Here is an 18,026-nt window from a genome sequence, read left to right as displayed (position 1 = left end):
TGTCAGATCGCTTGCTGGAGGCCACTCGTGGAGGGGGGATCATACGAAAAGCGCCGGCAGATGTCACAGGGAGTCTGCAGAACTTGGGAGTTACAGCGGCAAAGTGGGGGTACGGGAAGAACCGCTGCGGTCAGGTCAGCCAGTGGCCGTCGGGTATGACATAGAACAGTATGGCGAAGAAGTGGAAGGCACTGCCCGCCAGGACAAACAGATGCCACACCGCATGGTTGTAGGAGAGCCGGTCCCAGACATAGAAAATCACGCCCAGGGAGTAAAACAGACCGCCGATCAGCAGTAGGGTCAGGCCACCCATTCCGATACTGTCCAGCATCGGTTTGATGGTTGCCACCGCCAGCCAGCCCATGCCCAGGTAGAGGGCGAGGGAGGCCTTCTTGTAGCGCTGCTCGGTAAAGAGCTCGAAAATCATGCCGAACAGCGCGATACCCCAGACCCCGCCGAACAGCCACCAGCCCCAGCTATCCCGCAGGCTGACCAGGGCAAACGGGGTATAGGTGCCAGCAATCAACAGGAAAATAGAGGCGTGATCGATCTGGCGCAGAATCCGCTTGGCCCGGGGGTGGGGAATACTGTGGTAAAGCGTCGAGGCGGTGTAACAGAGAATCAGGGTGGCACCATAGATACTGCTGCTGGTGATATGCCAGACATTGCCATACAGCGCAGAGAACGCGACCAACACCGCCAGCCCTGCAATACTGAGGGCGGCACCGATACCATGGGTGACGGCATGGGCAATCTCTTCACCCAGGCTGTATTCCGATACCCACGATTCCGAACTCATCATCTCTTCCTTAACCTTAATACTGAATTTAAGGATGGTCCCTGCCAGGGGAAGTGTCAAGGCGGGTAATCCACACAAAACGTGCCGATTGTCCCCCTGGATCGGTTATCATCGGGGCGCTAAAATTGCGCGGCCGGAACCACCCAAACGATCAACCACTCCCCTGGAATCACGCGGGCGGCGCCACATCTCCAGTAAGCTGCAACCCCGCCGACGGGCAGGAGCTCTTGATCCTTGAAACAATTTCATCAATCGGTCACGGAAAAACTGGCCGGGTTACTGCTGTTCCTGATGGTGCTGCTCTCCATCCTGCATGGCTTGTACGGAGAATTTCCCGCCTATCCGGCCGGCGGACTGGGTTGGCTGGCCGCCCTGCTGCTGGTCACCACGGTCAAGCTGATTCAACGTATTCAGGTGATCGCCATGCTGCTGGTGGGTGGCGGCGGGCTGCTCTGGGGTGTTTTCAACGGGGCGGAGATCCCGGTGGAGAAGGTGTTCAGTACCAACCAGGCGATGCTGGCCATGCTCGCCTCGGTCAGTTTTCTGCGCTTGGTGACCCAACCGGCCATTTGTGACGAGGCGCTGCCCCAGGGCAGCAGACCCCTGTGGCGCACCCTGTTCGGGGTACATTTTCTCGGTTCCGTGATCAACATGTCATCGGTGGTGATCATTGGCGACCGGCTCTCCGCCAACCGTCCCATGACCAGCCTGCAGGCCTGTGTGTTATCGCGGGGCTTCGCCATGGCGGCCAACTGGTCACCGTTCTTCGCCGCCATGGGTGTGGCGCTCTCCAACGCCCCGGGCGCACAACTGACCACGCTCTCCCTGGTGGGCTTTCCGGTGGCCATGCTGGGACTGCTGCTGACCGGCTGGGAACTGACCCGTCACGGCCGGGCCGGGCAGTTCCATGGTTATCCGATGCGTTTCGGCACACTGTGGATTCCGGGTCTACTGGCGCTCATGCTGATGCTGCTGCATCACGCCTGGCCAGCCATCCCCATTCTCACCCTGATCTGTGCCCTGTCCCTGTCCACCACCCTGCTGATACTGGTACTGCGGCACGGCCGCACAGGGATTGACGCCTACGCTCAACATATCCGCATCGGGCTACCGCGCATGTCCGGGGAGTTACTGTTGTTTCTCGCAGCCGGGGTACTGGCCACCGGCATCGCCAGCGCTATCCAGGCCAGTCACCTGGCACTGGATCTGCAACAGTTCGGGGCCGCCGAGGCCAGCCTGCTGTTGCTGGCGATGGTCACGGTGTCGGTAATCGGCATCCATCCGGTGATCAGCATCGCTACCGCCGGTGGTGTTCTAGCCCCTCTGGGGGTCGATCCCAATCTGCTCGGCATCACCTTTCTCATGACCTGGGCGATCGGGGTCTGCGCTTCACCTTTATCGGGATTGCAGCTGACTATCCAGGGGCGCTATCAGGTGAATGCACTGACGATGTTACGCATGAACGGGGGCTTCGCCCTGGTGATGCTGGCGGGTGCCACTGTGGCACTCACCCTCTATGCCGGCGTTTGAGAGTGGCCAAGACCTTTCCGGCTGTTAATGTAAACCGAGTTCCCGGGCCTCTGTAGTGGGGTACTTCAGCTCCCGCACTATGCGCTCTGCGGTGACATTGACAATATTCGGATTACAAAAGTAGAAATCCGCCAGATTATCCCGGTAAAGCGTGTTGACGTTTTTTATTATCGGCCGCCATTCGGACCGTCGGGGTTGCACGAACTCGCCCTTACCATTGCCAAAGGCGTAGGTTTTGTACTCCTTTGTGGAGCAGCGCATCCCCTCGAACGCAACGTTGTTGGCGCCGCTGCGGGACCGGACCACCACCGTATAGCGTACCACCCCATCCTCCTTGGTATAGCTGACCGATTTGGCATCGATAAAATAGCGGAACCTGGGATTGGCACTGTTGACCTCAAACTCGATCAGGTTGTCATCTTCCGGAAAGGGAGGCAGCTTGGCGTTTTTCTCCACCCAGGTGTACTCCTCCACATTGGGATTGTAGGTCTCATGGGGTCCGTAAAAACCCTGCTCGCCTTTGCGGGCCTTGAAAGTATCGGTGGCCTGAACCGAATAGCTGCCAACCAGCAGAGTCAACGGCATTACCAGGAGTAGAGCAAATTTTTTCATAGACATTTCAATTACCCGTTCCGGGCTTAGCGGGAGAATAATTCCCTGAAGAATTACAAATACTGCTATCTAGCATAATCCTGGCCAGATCAGATGCCAAACAAATTTGGCCATGCAGCCCGAATTCCACCCCCCTATCCAGGGCGTCCAGCTGTTCACCTTGAACGCAGGCCGATAAAAATATCTTTTTTGATATCTGGATCAAGCAGTTCGGAGAAACCCATCTCCGGACGCGTCTATCTGCCCAGGCCCTTAATAGGCCCAATGAGTGTATGCAAGCGGCATGCGATTCAACAAATCTCTACGCTCCCGCCAGTCAGGAAGAAACCTGTCCATGCTGGCTTTAAAGCGCTCATTATGTCTGCGTTCCAACAGATGAACGAGTTCATGTACCAGTATGTACTCCAGGCATTCAGGGGGCTTCTTGGCCAGTTCCAAATTTAACCAAATGCGTTTTGCCTGGGCATTACAGCTTCCCCATTTGGTTTTCATACTCTTGACACCCCATTCGGCAGCATTAACCCCTATTTTGGTTTGCCAGTGATTGAAAAGTTCAGGAATCCGGTCCTTGAGTTGTTGTCGATAAAATTCATTCAGAACCAGCTCTCTATTTTGAACGGAAGCCCCCGGCCTCACATAAAGCCGCAGTCTGCCAGGAGCAGTCTTTATCTCATGCTTTCCGGTTCGCTCTATTACATCGAGGCGATAGCGTCTGCCCCAGAGATAGTGACATTCACCACTCACCATTTCTCGTGCGGATTGGCGGGGCTGTTTGGCAAAATCACGCTGCTGTCTTTTGATCCAGGGGATACGACTGATCACAGCCATACGGATGGCCGTATCGCTCATGCTCTTCGGTGCTGAAATCCGCACCCGGCCATCCGGCGGCAGGACGCTGATATGCAGATGCTTGATCGCCTTGCGGTTCAGCTGCATGGGGATGGAGCCGATCTCTATGGTTGCCATCATTGGTACTCTTTCTGTGCCCTGGCCAGTTCCATCACCTGCAGGATATCCACCTCGTAGCCGACGGTTTCTTCCCGTATGGCGTTGGCAATCTCCCGCTCCTTGAACCGGTCGCCCACCCAGTCGGCTTTTTTGGTGTAGCGAATAGCGCCGTCAATTCGGGTGGCCAGCACTTCATCTTTACCAAGGTTATCGTAGAGTGCACGTTTAGCGCTGGTATCCATGGAAGGCGGATAGTCTGAAGCGGTCTGTTCAGGATGAATCACCTTGCGTGCCAGCTCCCGGATGCGTTCCAGATATTCCTGATATTCGATGGCTTTTTGCCGGCGCTGCTCAATCAGCTCGTCCAGCAGCACCGACATCTGCTCGTAGTATTTGGGATTGACCGGGTTTTCGTCGACGATGGTTTTGCGCACATTGTTTTCGATCGCTTCCGCCATGGCTTCAGGGTTGGTGCGCAGCCCCTCGGGCAGGTTCTTAACTGCGTCGCCGCCCTTTTCCACGATCAGCTCGATCAGCCCCAGGTCTTCAAAATCCATTAGCACTTCGCTGTCATCGGCACGAATGTACATATCCAGCAAGTGGCGCATGGCAGGCTCAAAACGCTTCATCTCCACCAGATCGCCGCTGGCCAGTTTCACTTCGTCACGCACCTTCTCGAAGTGAGCAACTTCAACCCGGATATCGTCAGTTTCCTTCGGTGAATAGCCTGCATCGGGCATTTCGTTGGCGATATTGGCAAAGGCCCGCAGCAGTTTGGCCACTTGCTGGTAGAGGGTCAGGCGCAGTGCCTCCTTCTCGCTCAGCGCATCCTGGTTGTTGCCCGACTCACCACAGAAGTGATGGATATAATCTTCAGTGTTGCGGGGCGCCTTAACCGGCTCACACAGGGCGCGCACCGCCTCCAACGCATCATCCAGATCCTGCCGTGCCTGTTCCAGCCGGTCTTTCAGCAACCCGGCTACGTCGTCCTTGTCGTAAGCTTCAAAGGCCCCCTGAGTGTAGTCCTTGATGGCCTTGTCCAGAGAGCGGAACAGATCCTTGTAATCGACAACATAGCCGTACTCCTTGTCCTCCCCGTCCAACCGGTTGACCCGGCAGATGGCCTGAAACAGGTTGTGATCCGCCATCTGCTTGTCGATATAGAGATAGGTGGCCGAGGGCGCATCGAAGCCGGTCAGCAGCTTGTCCACCACAATCAGCAGGCGCATCTGCCCCGGCTCTTCGACGAAGCGTTTTTTTACCTCTTTCTCGAACTCTTCCACCCGGGCGGCAGCCTTGTCTTCCGGCTGTTCGAAGTAATCCGCCAGCATCTTGCGGTAGATGTCATATTTGAACAGTTTTTCCGTCAGCCCTTCGCCAGTCTCTTCCCCCTTGATGCTCGCCGCCGTGGGCTGAAAACTGGTGACAATGGCCACTTTGCCCGCCAGATCGGTCTGACTGAACATCTCGTAGGCCTTGCAGGCCTGATAGACACTGGCGCACACCAGCATGGCGTTGCCGCGCCCATCCATCAGGCGCGGTTTGGTTTCCATATCCAGCAGAATATCATTCACAATCTGCTGCAGCCGGGACTTGCTGGAGAGCACCTTCTGCAGGGTGCCCCACTTCTGCTTGATCTGGGTTTTCGCCAAACGGGAAAGCCCACGGGTTTTGGCTTCGAACCACTCATCCACCTTCTTCTGGGAGGTGATCTGCTGGTCGATATCCCGCGCCTCATAACGCAGATCCAGCACCACGCCATCGGCCACTGCTTCATCAAACTTGTAGGTGTGGATATAGGGGCCAAACACCTCCACCGATTTCTTCTTGTCCTTCTTCATCAGCGGTGTGCCGGTAAAGCCGATAAACATCGCCTCCGGCAGAATGGACGTCATCGCCTCGTGCAGCTTGCCGGACTGGGTGCGGTGACACTCATCCACAAACACAAACAGATCCCCCTTGGCCCGGAAGTCCGAGGGCAGAGAAGCTTTCAGTTCAGCGATAAATTCCTCGGTGGCGGCGTCATTTTCCGACTCCGACTGGCGGCCAAACTTGTGCACCAGCGAGCAGATCAGCCAGGGGTTGGGCTGGTTCAGGGTAGCGATCAGGTCGGCCCCGCTTTTGGTGCGGTAGATATCCTCTTCCACACCGGTAAACACCTTTTCTATCTGCTCATCCAGCTCGGTGCGGTCGGTGACGATAAGGACCCGGCTGTCCTGCACATTCTCGCGAATCCACTTGGCCAGCCAGACCATGGTCAGACTCTTGCCGGAACCCTGGGTGTGCCAGATAATCCCGCCTTCACGTTTGGCCACAGACTTCTTGGCCGCTTCAATACCGAAGAACTGGTTATGGCGGCAGGTTTTCTTCACTCCGGCATCGAAAACGATGAAATCATGGATGAGCTGCAGAAAGCGCTGTTTGCTGCAAAGACGGCTGAGATGGAAATCCAGCTTGTACTCGTACGGGTTGGCAACGTCCTCTTTCCACTCCAGATAGTACTTCTCCGGCGTTTCAATGGTGCCGTAGCGCAGCCCCTGGGTGTCGTTGCCCGCCATCACCAGCTGCAGGGTGGTAAAGAAGTTGCGGATAAAATCCTTCTTCTGGTTATCCAGATTCTGGCGGATGCCTTCGGATACTGAGACCGATGAGCGCTTGAGTTCGATCACGCCCAGGGCGATACCGTTCACATAGAGCACCAGATCCGGGCGCTTCTTGTTCTCGCCCTTGACCGACACCTCTTCGGCGATGGCAAAGTCGTTCGCCTCGAGATTTTTCCAATCAATCAGCCAGACGGTCTCGTTCTGATGGCCCGCGCCTTCCTTCTCCTTGACCCCATAGCGCAGCAGCCGGTAGACCTCCTTGTTGGCGTAGTAGAGCTTTTTGCCTTCGCCCAGCGCCGCTGCCACATCCAGCTGGCGGATCGCCCGGGTAATCAGCGCGTCACCGACACCCCGCTGCTGCAGCCAGCCGGTGAGTATCTCCTGCTCAATGTTCCGATTATTCTCCCGGTACTCCCAGTTGCCCAGATAGCGATAGCCCAGCTCCTGCTGGAAAAACTTAACCAGCCGGTTCTGGGTGGCGCGTTCTCGCTGGCCGACGTTACTCACCAATTAACTCCTGTACCTGAGCCTGAACGGTAGATAAATATTGATTAAATTCATGAATCATTTTTTTCTGATGCAATTCAATCTCGTTTTTCTGCCACTGAGTATTATCATAGATATCTTCCAGCTTCAGCGAAACGCCATGACCACGGAGGCGTTCATTAAATTCAGCTTTTTTAATACTAAATCCTTTGTTACTCATCTCCGAGTTAAGACTGCGCGTCACCAGTGCCAGATTCCCGAAGTTATGCAAAAGTTCATCTGGTATCCGGTCGCTCTGCTTCTCCGGATTTTGCGGTGTAACATGTTCCACTGAGTTTTTAGCGGTGATTCTGAAACCCTCAATATCAGCTGGACTTATGGATTTCTTTTTGATGCATAGAATAAATTCCAGTTTATAGAACCAGTAATGCGGATACTGGGTTCCATTATCAAATTTCTGATCAAGACTGATACTCGCATCCAACAGGGTCTCTTTGTGCCATGGGTTACCCAGGTACCTATGGGTCCGTTCAATCAAAGATGCATTCGCTTCGCTGCATAACAGATTATTGTCCAAGTGCTGCAAATACAAATAAGCATTTTCCTCATTATTATCGAGTAAAAAATTCAATAACGGCGTTAACCAGTATTGCGTACTCATCTGCTGGGAGTGATACAGCATACTTTGCAATAATGCGAACTCCGGCTCGGCATCACTGGATAGTCGCTGCAAATAGGCCGTACCTCGTGAATGACTGCGATTGACATACAAACGGCGAATCGCATGAACTCGCTCTTCCTCAACAGAAACCCATTTGATTACATGCTTGTCAAACAGATAACGTACTTGCCAGAGCAGCTCAATAAAGGCCTTTACGTCATTACCGGCAGGCTTGAATTTAAGCCAGTGAGCATCAAAAATAGCAAGCAGATCTTTGTCCGATACCTTGGTGATATCAGTATCCGGAAATGCCGGGCTTCTATGCAAATAGATCCGAAGCACATGCTGAAGAAGCATGGAAAATGTAATGATACTATTGACCCGATCTGGCAAGTCGGATTCTTCATTTTCAGATACGCCATCGGTTTTTGAAAAGTCCGTAGTTGTCGTTAAAACTGACAACAAACTGGTTGGCGCACAATCTTCAGTTTCATTTTTATTCCGCAAAGCAGAAATTATTTCTGTCGAGCTTGCCAGTGCCTCCCGCTTACAACCCGATAAGGGGCTTTGAATTTTACTTTCATATAATGCAACCCCATCCACTTGAGTGGTACGGTTCAGGTTGCGCTCAACATAATCGTTCATGTTTGAGCAAGCGTCCCACAAGAGTGAGTAGGGTTCCCGCTCATCCCTGCTGATTTTTTCAAGTAATTTGGCCTTTAGAATTTCATGATGCTGTAATTGCACGCCTCGATTGTTGATGACTTCAAATAACTTATTAAGATCGGTGTGCTCAGGCACCCTGGTTAGAATCAGCTGCACTTTGTAAAAAATAAATTGAGCGAGCGCGGCCGTATCTAAGGGCTCATCGTTTGAATTGTTGGCGTAATTGTTGAAATAAGATCGGATTTCTTGCAGGGCATCTTCCAATTGTCTGGCTTCTGGTAAACTTGCACTTTCCCCGCGACATGTTTTTTCAAAAAAAGCTGCCACTTCCGGGCGAATAGCGAAGCTGATACGTGGGCGGATACCGCTATCAGTCTTAACCTGCCGGTAATCTGTCAGCAGGTCTCCCAGCACAATACTGATAAGCCATAGCGTCGTAAAACGCTGCTGCCCATCAATAAGATCAAATACCGGATAATCAAGGCCATTACTAACCACAGGGGAACGTTCAACAACCAGCGAGCCGCCAAGATAAAAGGTGTTTTTTTGTTCCTGACACGCTGAGACTATATCGTCCAGAAGTGTATGGATCTGCTCTTTTCCCCACACGTACAGGCGCTGGTATATGGGAATGTTAAAAAAATAGCGCTTGTTTACAATATCATTCAAGGTAATCAGATCGGAGGCAAACTCAGTCATGGGATACCTCCCTGATTTTCCGCGAATCTGGGTGGGATGGAACAGACATCAACTCTGCCACGGCTTTCTCATCCATGCGCTGGGCTGTTTTTAACGACAAACAGGATAACTTATAATAGCCTGCTACTGCGGCGGCATAGCGCTCCTGAACCTTGCTGCCGCGACTCGTAATCGCCTCTCGCCAACCATCATTCTGCCGGTAGACGGCATCAACCTTATTTTGTTGCAGAAAACCAATGATCTCATCCCCCTCATAGGCAGAAGAAATCACATCGAGCAAATTCCGTTTGGCTTCGCGCAGGAATTTCAGCGGTGTTTCACGGCGGATATCCGACTTGGACAAGCGCAGTGCGCCCAGTTGATGGTCCAGATACAAAGCAAAACGCAACAAACCCTGGCTGCCCAAGCGGTCAAAATAGATCAGCAAAGCCAGGCGAAACAAATTCTGCAAATAAGCTGACAAGGTTCTTACAACACGATTGTAAAACTTCTGTGTGGCTTTTATTTCGGCATTAGAACCCGGTGCAAACAAGAGTTGCTGCAACATCTCAGCGTATTTTTCGGTATAGAGAAAAAACCCAACACCACGGCTGATGGGCTGGCGCAGGGAGAAAGGTAAAGTCACGGCCTGTTGCCCGAACTCTTGCATGGCAGGCGTCAGGCGATAATCATTCTCCGCCGTCAGCTGCAACTCTTTGCCCCAGAGATTGGACCCCGCAGGATACAAGGCCACCCGCCCGATGGGTAACACCCGGCTTTGCTGCCCAAAGTGGCTAAGCATTTCATCCCGGCTTTCCAGCTCATCTACCTCAGAGCCTCGCCAGTTACGGCCGCGCCACAGATAGTAGTGGAACAGGTCCGGGGCAAAATCATAATGCCTGCTATTCCTAACCAGCTCACCCCGCTGCTGCACCTGCTCCCATTTTCTGGCACAAAGGCTTTGCAGTTGCTCTACCAACTGATAATCATCCGCCTGAATAGCGCGCAGGTGAAAGGCTTTCAGCAAATCCGTACTACCCAAGGGAACGCCGCGGTTGTTCTGGGTATCAAAAAAGGTAAACGCCAGGTCTTCACGGGTTACGATAATGACCGTAAAGCACAGCCGGGAGAAAAGATGTCTGAATAAAGAGCGAGCCTCCGGATGCTCTTCAAGCCAGATTTTTATCGTGTTTCTGGCTTGTTGTACATTGCCCAGTGACCTAGAGGAGCGGAACTCAAATTGCAGAAAATCAGGCAGTGTTTCTTCCAGTAGCCAATACAGGATTGCCAGCGTCGTCAGCCTTTGTTGCCCATCAATGACGCAATGATCAACTTTTCCCCCTTGTGCTTTTCGATGAAGAAGTAAAGCTCCAAGATAATATTGACTAACCAAAGTGGGTGACTCAGCGGTAGTAAATTCGGCAAAGTCCTCCAGCAGCTGAATCACTTTTTCCTTAGTCCAGACATAAGCACGCTGGTAGTTATCCAGCACCAGCGGCTCCGCCGCCACAGCCAGTTCGAAAAAACCGGCCAGGCGCACATGTACATCGGGCAGCTCGTTTTGCCCGGCATCTTGTCGATTCAGCGCTTTCACGCTGCCTGCCCCGGTTTGACCAGCCGCGTTCTGCCGGTCAGAAGTTCCTGCATCATGCCCTGTTTGATCTGGCGGGTTTTGGTCAGACGCTGTTGCAGGGTCTGAATCTCTTCGTCCATATCGGAGAGGATGGTGGCGATGGCGGTTTGTTCTTCAAACATTGGGAATGATAGCTCTAGCCCCATCAAACTACCTTTAGATATATTTTTCATACTCCCGCTTGTCCCTGTAGCTGAATCTCTAATTCTTTTAGCTACGGAAGGGAAACTCAATAAATACGAAAGCCAACGAGAATTTATAGAGAAATCATTTTTGAATCGCATCTGCCAAAGTCTATCGGGAAGAAAAAGATCTGGATGGTCACAAGACACGTATCCAATTTCACCAACAAGAGCAGGTGTATTCATCCGACTGACAATGATTGCTCCTTTGATCGGCGAGCACTTAGCGCGGCGGAGATCGCTTGGCAAAATTGACTTCTTCTCGGCAGGAATAAATCTTCCAACATCAACACAAGAAGTTTTCAGGATATGCTTATCATGAGGAAAAGCATTACTTTCATCTAAAGAATTAACACTAACGCCAGCATCAAGCGCTGCAACAAAACGTCCAAGACATTGCACTTCCCAATCCTCCGGAATTTCCCCCAGCTCACTTTGCTTGTAGCCCTTCTCCGTACCATCTTCCCGCAGGGCAAACTGGGGCAGGCGGGTGCGGCCGGTGAGGAGTTGCTGCATGGTGGCGGTTTTGATGGCCTGTTTTTTGGCGATCAGTTTTTCCTGCTCTCTGATCAGAGCATCAACATCGGACAGGGCATTAGCAATAGCGGTTTGTTCTTTTTTACTTTTAGGCAGAAGAACTGAAACATTCCTAAGTATCGAAGTATTTAGTGATGGCATCGTTTGTCCAACTGCCACCTCAACAACCCGTCTTTTAAACGGTGTAGAATGAAAATGAAATGAAAAATACGCGGAGTCATTTAAATTAGACTTTAACCTGATTCGCAACAACCGCCCTGAAAAAAGCCAACCATCTTCTTTTTTACTAACTAAGGAATTTCTATCAACCGATCCGACACGGCTGAACACAATATCACCTTGGCGTAATTGATATGCCTTCAACCTACTCCTATCTGAATCACTAACCATAGGAAGATTTTGGGTTGTAATTCCTAATTCTCCCAAGTGCTCAACTGTAATAATTGGGGTTCCGTTTAAAACATAATCTTTTTCATGCAATGCAGATCCGAAAGGCCCCGTTTTTACATCAGCAATTTCACCTATAGTTACAACCTCCCAATCCTCCGGAATCACCCCCACTTCCGTCCGCTTGTATCCCGGCGGGCAGTCGTGGCTGGCCGGTGTGGCATTGCTCGCAGCTTGAGCCAGATATTGGGCACTGGCTTCAGCCACCCCCGCCTGGCCGTTGCGGTGCTTCTGTGCCCCGTTTTCGCCCTGCTGCGGGGCTTGTGTCAGAACGGTCATCTCGTTCACAGCGTCCACTCCAGTCCCATGGCTTTCAGATGGCCGGCCACTTTTTCACTCAGGGCCTCAACCTGCCGGGTGATGGCGGGCAGGGGTTCGGCGTAGCGCTCTTCCAGTTCCCTGACCCGGTTGGCCAGTTGCTGGGTGATGCGTTCGATTTCCGCCTCAATGCAGGCCTTGAGGGTGGCGAGCCATTTGTCCTCCACGATCAGGGTTTTGATCTCGGCTTCGGACAGTTTGGGGTACTGCTGGAATACCGCCTGATCCAGCGCTTCCTGGGATTCTTTCAGGGCCTTTTTGGCTTTAGTCTCGGCATCAAACAGCTTTTTGGCCTGTGTGAGGGTGGCGATCTCTTCCGGGTCGGTGGCCAGTTTCAGGCGGGCGGTGACGCTGGCCTTGGTGACCTTGTCCTTGTCGTTCAGGGCGTCGCTCAGCAGGCCGTCGTCGCTGCTGTTTTCCTCCAGATAGCTTTCCAGCGCCTGGGCAGCGCTGTCCAGCTCGGTCTGCAGGCGGTCGATCTCGGCCTGTTGCTCGGCAAAGTAGCGGGCGACGATCAGGGCGGGCGGGATCAGGTCGGCCTTGTATTTGGTTTTGGCGATCACCAGATCCGGCTGCTCCTTGAGTTTCTCCCCTTTTTTGGCCACCAGTTCGCGCAGTACCCTGCCCGCCTGCCAGCCCTCCTGCACCAGCAGGTAGACATCGTCCTGCAGGCTGTCGGCCCAGTAGTCCATCAGGATCTGATAGATATCGTAGCGATCCAGCAGGGGCACGGGCTCATAGGCTTCCAGCAGGTCTTCACCGATCTGCTCAATCAGCTGTTTGGGGCTGTCTCCCGGTCTGATCTGGTCCAGTGCCGCCCGTTCGCACCAGGCGGTAAAAGGCTGCAGGCTCTGTTCGGCAAAGATCCGGAATTCCGGGTGGTTGAGGATGGTGGTTTTAACCTCCGCCGCCGGTACCAGACAGCGGCTGTAGCCCTCCCGATCGGTCCGAAACAGGGTATGGCGCAGGCTGGGGAACACCCGCCAGTAGGCCGCCAGGGCGTCGATATCCCGGTTGGGAATGCCGCCCTGCAGGTGGGCGCTGAGGTCGTGCAGGTCTTCCGCTTCGCTGCTGTCGATATAGCGGGGAATATTCAGGTTGTAGTCGTTGGCGGCAATTTCGCTTAAGGACACCATGCGGCTGTAGCCGGGCAGCTCCCGCTGGTGGGTGAAGACGTCCACGATCTTGTGGATGTCCTGAGCACGCAGGCGGTTTTTATTGCCATCCTTCATAAAGCCCTTGCTGGCATCGACCATAAAGATGCCCTTGCGGGTATGGGCGTTTTCCTTGTCGATAACGATGATGCAGGCGGGAATGCCGGTACCGTAGAACAGGTTGGCGGGCAGGCCGATAATGCCCTTGATGTAGCCCTGCTTGATCAGATTTTCACGGATGCGGGCTTCGGCGTTGCCACGGAAGAGCACGCCGTGGGGCAGGATCACCGCGCCCTTGCCGGTGCTTTTCAGGCTTTTGATGATGTGCAGCAGAAAGGCGTAGTCGCCGTTTTTCTCCGGCGGAATGCCCCACACAAAGCGGTCGAACGAGTCTTCTTCCGGGTTAAGGCCGCTGGTCCAGTTCTTGTTGGAAAACGGCGGATTGGCCACGGCAAAGTCGAAGGTTTTCAGCTGGCCGGATTCGTCCTTCCACTGGGGGTCAGACAGAGTATTGCCCTTCCAGATCTTGGCGGTGGCGGTGTTGTGCAGAATCATGTTCATGCGTGCCAGAGCGCTGGTGGCGTTGTCCATTTCCTGGCCGAAGATGGACAACCCCCGCGGGGCCTGATCGCTGGCTTTCAGCAGCAGAGAGCCCGAACCACAGGTTGGGTCATAGACGCTGGCATCCTGCGGGGTGTCATCGCTAATGCCGATCACTCTGGAGAGGATCTGCGAGACTTCCGAGGGCGTGTAGAACTGACCCTTGGATTTGCCCGATTCGGTGGCGAAGTGGCGCATCAGGTATTCGTAGGCGTCGCCCAGCAGGTCGTCCCCATCGGCCCGGTTGGCGGACAGGTCCAGCCCTTCAAAGATGCCGATCAGCTTGGAGAGGCGGTCGATCATCTCCTTGCCTTTGCCCAGCTTGTCTTCGTCATTGAAGTCGGCCACGTCGATCACGCCCTTGAGGTCGTTCTCTTCGGCCAGGCGGGCGATGATCTTGTTGATCCTGTCGCCGATCTCCTTGTCGCCCTTGAGCGCCACCATGTCGTCGAAACTGGCCCCTTCGGGCACCAGGATCATGCCGTAGGGATCGCCCTTGTACTTGTCGGAGACGTACTTCATGAACAGCAGGGTCAGCACATAATCCTTGTACTGGCTGGCGTCCATACCGCCGCGCAGTTCGTCGCAGCTGGCCCAGAGGGAGGAGTAGAGTTCGGTTTTCTTGATGGCCATGGTACTTCCTTGGGCAACGTAATAAGGGTCGTTGCTTTATTATTCGTTATTCAAAGCCTGTTGGTGTTTCCCCCCGCAACTCTCAGGTACCGGATCAAATTACCCCTTTTGCTCAATCCGTCACCAGGGCCGGAGTCCAGCCCGCCCCTCGCGGAACTGACTGGTGGCAATACGCTGCACCCCATCGGCATAGCGCTCGTCTGCAGTGGCGGTTGTCGCACTCCAGCAAGCGCTACACCTCCGCCAGATCCCCTTTATCCTGTAACCACTGTTTACGGTCCGCGGCCCGTTTCTTGGCCAGCAGCATGTCCATCATGCCGTTGGTGTCATCACCCGCATCGATAGTCAGTTGTACCAGCCGGCGGGTGTCCGGGTCGATGGTGGTCTCCCGCAGTTGCAGCGGATTCATCTCACCCAGACCCTTGAAGCGTTGGACCGTCACTTTGCCGGTCAGTTTCTCGGCGCTGATCCGATCCAGTATGCCCTGGCGTTCCGAATCGTCCAGAGCGTAGAACACCTGCTTGCCCACGTCGATTCGGTAGAGCGGCGGCATGGCCACGTAGACATGCCCCTCCTGCACCAGTTTGCGGAAGTGGCGCAGGAACAGGGCACACAGCAGGGTGGCGATATGGGCACCGTCCGAGTCCGCATCCGCCAGGATACAGATCTTGCCGAAGCGCAGTTTGCTCAGGTCATCGGAGCCGGGATCGACACCAATGGCCACCGAGATGTCGTGCACCTCCTGGGAGGCCAGCACATCGGCGGAGTCCACCTCCCAGGTGTTCAGAATCTTGCCCCGCAACGGCATGATCGCCTGGAACTCCCGGTCACGCGCCTGTTTGGCGGAACCGCCGGCGGAGTCCCCCTCCACCAGAAACAGCTCACTGCGGCTGGGATCCACCGAACTGCAGTCGGCCAACTTGCCCGGCAGCGCCGGGCCCTGGGTCACTTTCTTGCGCAGCACCTTACGCCCTGCCCGCAGACGGGACTGGGCGGCACTGATGGCCATGTCGGCGATACGCTCACCCACATCGGTGTGCTGATTCAGCCAGAGACTGAAGGCGTCCTTCACCACCCCGGAGACAAACGAAGCGCACTCCCGGGAGGAGAGGCGCTCCTTGGTCTGACCGGAAAACTGGGGGTCGGCCAGTTTCACCGACAGAATATAGCAGCAACGGTTCCACACATCGTCCGGCGCCAGCTTGACCCCGCGCGGCAACAGGTTGCGGAACTCGCAGAACTCCCGCACCGCGTCGGTCAGGCCGGAACGCAGCCCGTTCACATGGGTGCCGCCCTGGGCGGTCGGGATCAGGTTGACGTAGCTTTCGGTCACCGCCTCGCCGCCCTCCGGCAGCCAGGTCACCGCCCAGTCGGCGGTCTCGGTATTGCCCGACATGGTGCCGACGAACGGCGGTTGCGGCAGCAGTTCCAGGCCCTGCAGGGCGTCCAGCAGGTAGTCCTGCAGGCCGTCCTCATAATGCCACTCATAGCTGTTGCCGCTCTGCTCATCCAGGAACAGCACCTTGAGTCCGGGACAGAGCACCGCCTTGGCACGCAGTACGTGGAGCAGTTGGCGTACCGAGAACTTGCCGGAATCGAAATAGCTGGCGTCCGGCCAGAAGCGCAACCGGGTTCCGGTGTTGTTCTTGCCGACCCGGCCCACCTCTTCCAGGTCGGACACCTTGTGTCCATCGGCGAAGGCCATGTTGTACTCGGCCCCGCCCCGCTTGACCCAGATCTCCAGGTGCTTGGAGAGGGCATTCACCACCGACACGCCGACCCCGTGCAGGCCGCCGGAAAACTGGTAGTTCTTGTTGGAAAACTTGCCGCCGGCATGCAGCTTGGTGAGAATCACCTCCACCCCGGGCAGGCCCTGCTGCGGATGGATATCCACCGGCATGCCCCGCCCATCATCCTTCACTTCCAGCGAACCGTCCTTGAACAGGGTCACCTCGATGGTGCTGGCAAAGCCCGCCACCGCCTCGTCCACACTGTTGTCGATCACCTCCTGGGCCAGATGATTGGGACGGGTGGTATCGGTATACATGCCGGGACGCTTGCGCACCGGCTCCAGCCCACTCAGCACCTCGATGGCGGAAGCGTCGTAAGAACTGCTGCTCATGGATTAAAGACCTGACTCAATGACACACAATGGGGCCAAAGTTTACACGCCCCCACGGCGCTATGCGAGTGGGGCACCGTTGAGCAGTTGGTCAAACCCCGCCTGTTGCGCGGCATTGCACTTTCCGACCACGGCGCCGATTGACCGCCACCCCTCCTCTGGTTAAGGTTTACCTAATACCCAACAACCATGAGACGCACCGTGCCGAAAAAAGAACCCAGCCAAAAAGAGCCGACAGCGCCCTCTTTCGAACAGGCGCTGAGCGAGCTGGAATCCCTGGTAGAGACCCTGGAACGGGGCGATCTCACCCTGGAGGATTCCCTCAAATCCTTTGAGCGGGGAGTTGCCCTCACCCGCACCTGCCAGATGGCCCTGAAGGAGGCGGAGCAGAAGATCCAGATCCTCACGGACCAGCGTGTCGACGCCGAACCGGAACCCTTTGATCGTGACAACTGAGTCCGCCCTCAAGCAGTACCTGACAGCGTGCCAGCAGCGGGTCAACGCCGCCCTGGAGCAACAACTGCCCATGGAGACCGTCCAGCCGGTCCGACTCCATCAGGCGATGCGCTACGCCACCCTGAATGGCGGCAAGCGTATCCGCCCCATGCTGGTCTACGCGGCCGGTGCAGCCCTGGGCACCGCCCCCGAGCGGCTCGATGGTCCGGCCTGCGCGGTGGAGCTGATCCACGCCTACTCCCTGATCCATGACGATCTGCCGGCCATGGATGATGACGACTTGCGCCGGGGTCGTCCCACCTGCCACAAGGCGTTTGACGAAGCCACCGCCATTCTGGCCGGCGACGCACTGCAGACCCTGGCCTTCAAGGTGCTGTGCAGGGATGACTGGACACCGGTCGAGGCGCCGGTCCGGGTGCAGATGATCGAAGCCCTGGCCCATGCCAGCGGCTCCCGTGGCATGGCCGGTGGCCAGGCGCTGGACCTGGCGGCAATCGGGCGGCAGATCGACCTGGCCCAACTGGAGAACATGCATATCCACAAGACCGGCGCCCTGATCCATGCCAGTGTCAAGCTGGGCTGTCTGGCCACACCGGCGGTGAAACCGGAGCAGACCCGGCAACTGGAGCACTACGCCAACTGCATCGGCCTGGCCTTTCAGGTACAGGATGACATCCTGGATGTGGAGGGGGACACCGAGACCCTGGGCAAGACCCAAGGCAAGGATGAGGCCAATGGCAAGCCCACCTACCCCTCCCTGATCGGTCTGAAAGGGGCTAAGGAGTTGGCCTCCAATCTGCGTCAGGATGCCCTGGACAGCCTGGCGAATCTGGACGAGCGGGCCGATCCACTGCGCTGGCTGGCGGACTACATCGTCAGCCGGGACGCCTGAGTCCAGATAACCGCGTGGGCACACTTGCCGCCCACCCTACCCGGCAGCTTTCAGCGCGGCGGCAGTCGT

Annotated in this window: 12 protein-coding genes; 3 read left to right on the top strand and 9 right to left on the bottom strand. The window is 55.4% G+C overall.

The window, feature by feature from the left end:
• Nucleotides 1-130 precede the first annotated feature (130 nt).
• Nucleotides 131-802, bottom strand: coding sequence for a PAQR family membrane homeostasis protein TrhA (gene trhA, locus AAY24_RS17050; RefSeq protein ID WP_335337185.1), 672 nt, complete (start codon nucleotides 800-802; stop codon nucleotides 131-133).
• Nucleotides 803-1,033: 231 nt separating this feature from the next.
• Here trhA and AAY24_RS17045 point away from each other — a divergent pair, with 231 nt between their 5' ends.
• Nucleotides 1,034-2,329 (top strand): hypothetical protein, encoded by a 1,296-nt coding sequence (locus tag AAY24_RS17045; protein WP_052761302.1) that lies wholly within the window; start codon nucleotides 1,034-1,036, stop codon nucleotides 2,327-2,329.
• Nucleotides 2,330-2,353: 24 nt separating this feature from the next.
• On the opposite strand, the gene AAY24_RS17040 is transcribed toward AAY24_RS17045, so the two are convergent.
• The 8 genes from AAY24_RS17040 to parE form a co-directional block, all read right to left on the bottom strand.
• Nucleotides 2,354-2,941 carry a CNP1-like family protein gene (locus AAY24_RS17040; protein WP_052761301.1) on the bottom strand — a complete coding sequence of 196 codons (588 nt, stop codon included), beginning with the start codon at nucleotides 2,939-2,941 and terminating at the stop codon, nucleotides 2,354-2,356.
• 252 nt (nucleotides 2,942-3,193) lie between these two features.
• Nucleotides 3,194-3,910, bottom strand: coding sequence for a M48 family metallopeptidase (locus AAY24_RS17035; RefSeq protein WP_335337184.1), 717 nt, complete (start codon nucleotides 3,908-3,910; stop codon nucleotides 3,194-3,196).
• A complete protein-coding gene (locus AAY24_RS17030; protein ID WP_046860683.1) occupies nucleotides 3,907-6,999 on the bottom strand; it encodes a type I restriction endonuclease subunit R in 3,093 nt (1,030 codons plus the stop codon). The genes AAY24_RS17035 and AAY24_RS17030 overlap by 4 nt, the downstream gene beginning before the upstream one ends.
• The gene (locus AAY24_RS17025; RefSeq protein ID WP_046860682.1) at nucleotides 6,992-9,004 is read right to left on the bottom strand and encodes a DUF262 domain-containing protein; all 2,013 of its coding nucleotides are present in this window, start codon (nucleotides 9,002-9,004) and stop codon (nucleotides 6,992-6,994) included. The genes AAY24_RS17030 and AAY24_RS17025 overlap by 8 nt, the downstream gene beginning before the upstream one ends.
• The gene (locus tag AAY24_RS17020; RefSeq protein WP_234422204.1) at nucleotides 8,997-10,577 is read right to left on the bottom strand and encodes a DUF262 domain-containing protein; all 1,581 of its coding nucleotides are present in this window, start codon (nucleotides 10,575-10,577) and stop codon (nucleotides 8,997-8,999) included. The genes AAY24_RS17025 and AAY24_RS17020 overlap by 8 nt, the downstream gene beginning before the upstream one ends.
• Nucleotides 10,574-12,061 carry a restriction endonuclease subunit S gene (locus AAY24_RS18815; RefSeq protein WP_234422305.1) on the bottom strand — a complete coding sequence of 496 codons (1,488 nt, stop codon included), beginning with the start codon at nucleotides 12,059-12,061 and terminating at the stop codon, nucleotides 10,574-10,576. Before AAY24_RS18815 ends, AAY24_RS17020 begins: the two co-directional genes overlap by 4 nt.
• A gap of 5 nt (nucleotides 12,062-12,066) precedes the next feature.
• A complete protein-coding gene (locus AAY24_RS17010) occupies nucleotides 12,067-14,487 on the bottom strand; it encodes a type I restriction-modification system subunit M (RefSeq protein ID WP_046860681.1) in 2,421 nt (806 codons plus the stop codon).
• Nucleotides 14,488-14,719: 232 nt separating this feature from the next.
• Nucleotides 14,720-16,609: a DNA topoisomerase IV subunit B gene (gene parE / locus AAY24_RS17005; protein ID WP_046860680.1), complete on the bottom strand. Its 1,890-nt coding sequence runs from the start codon at nucleotides 16,607-16,609 to the stop codon at nucleotides 14,720-14,722.
• A 201-nt stretch (nucleotides 16,610-16,810) separates the two neighbouring features.
• Between parE and AAY24_RS17000 the strand changes: the two genes are divergently transcribed.
• Together AAY24_RS17000 and ispA are read left to right on the top strand one after the other, a co-directional pair.
• Nucleotides 16,811-17,065 (top strand): exodeoxyribonuclease VII small subunit, encoded by a 255-nt coding sequence (locus tag AAY24_RS17000; protein ID WP_234422203.1) that lies wholly within the window; start codon nucleotides 16,811-16,813, stop codon nucleotides 17,063-17,065.
• On the top strand, nucleotides 17,055-17,957 hold the full coding sequence (gene ispA / locus AAY24_RS16995; RefSeq protein WP_046860678.1) for a (2E,6E)-farnesyl diphosphate synthase: 903 nt from the start codon (nucleotides 17,055-17,057) through the stop codon (nucleotides 17,955-17,957). The genes AAY24_RS17000 and ispA overlap by 11 nt, the downstream gene beginning before the upstream one ends.
• The last annotated feature ends 69 nt before the right edge of the window (nucleotides 17,958-18,026 follow it).

Source organism: Sedimenticola thiotaurini (genome assembly GCF_001007875.1).
GTDB lineage: Bacteria > Pseudomonadota > Gammaproteobacteria > Chromatiales > Chromatiaceae > Sedimenticola > Sedimenticola thiotaurini.
This window is presented reverse-complemented; position numbering and strand designations above follow the sequence as displayed.

Bases quoted from the DNA above. Each gene is read 5' to 3' on its own strand.
- trhA (WP_335337185.1), bottom strand. From the start codon at position 802: ATGATGAGTTCGGAATCGTGGGTATCGGAATACAGCCTGGGTGAAGAG.
- AAY24_RS17040 (WP_052761301.1), bottom strand. From the start codon at position 2,941: ATGAAAAAATTTGCTCTACTCCTGGTAATGCCGTTGACTCTGCTGGTT.
- AAY24_RS17035 (WP_335337184.1), bottom strand. From the start codon at position 3,910: ATGATGGCAACCATAGAGATCGGCTCCATCCCCATGCAGCTGAACCGC.
- AAY24_RS17025 (WP_046860682.1), bottom strand. From the start codon at position 9,004: ATGACTGAGTTTGCCTCCGATCTGATTACCTTGAATGATATTGTAAAC.
- AAY24_RS18815 (WP_234422305.1), bottom strand. From the start codon at position 12,061: ATGACCGTTCTGACACAAGCCCCGCAGCAGGGCGAAAACGGGGCACAG.
- AAY24_RS17010 (WP_046860681.1), bottom strand. From the start codon at position 14,487: ATGGCCATCAAGAAAACCGAACTCTACTCCTCCCTCTGGGCCAGCTGC.
- parE (WP_046860680.1), bottom strand. From the start codon at position 16,609: ATGAGCAGCAGTTCTTACGACGCTTCCGCCATCGAGGTGCTGAGTGGG.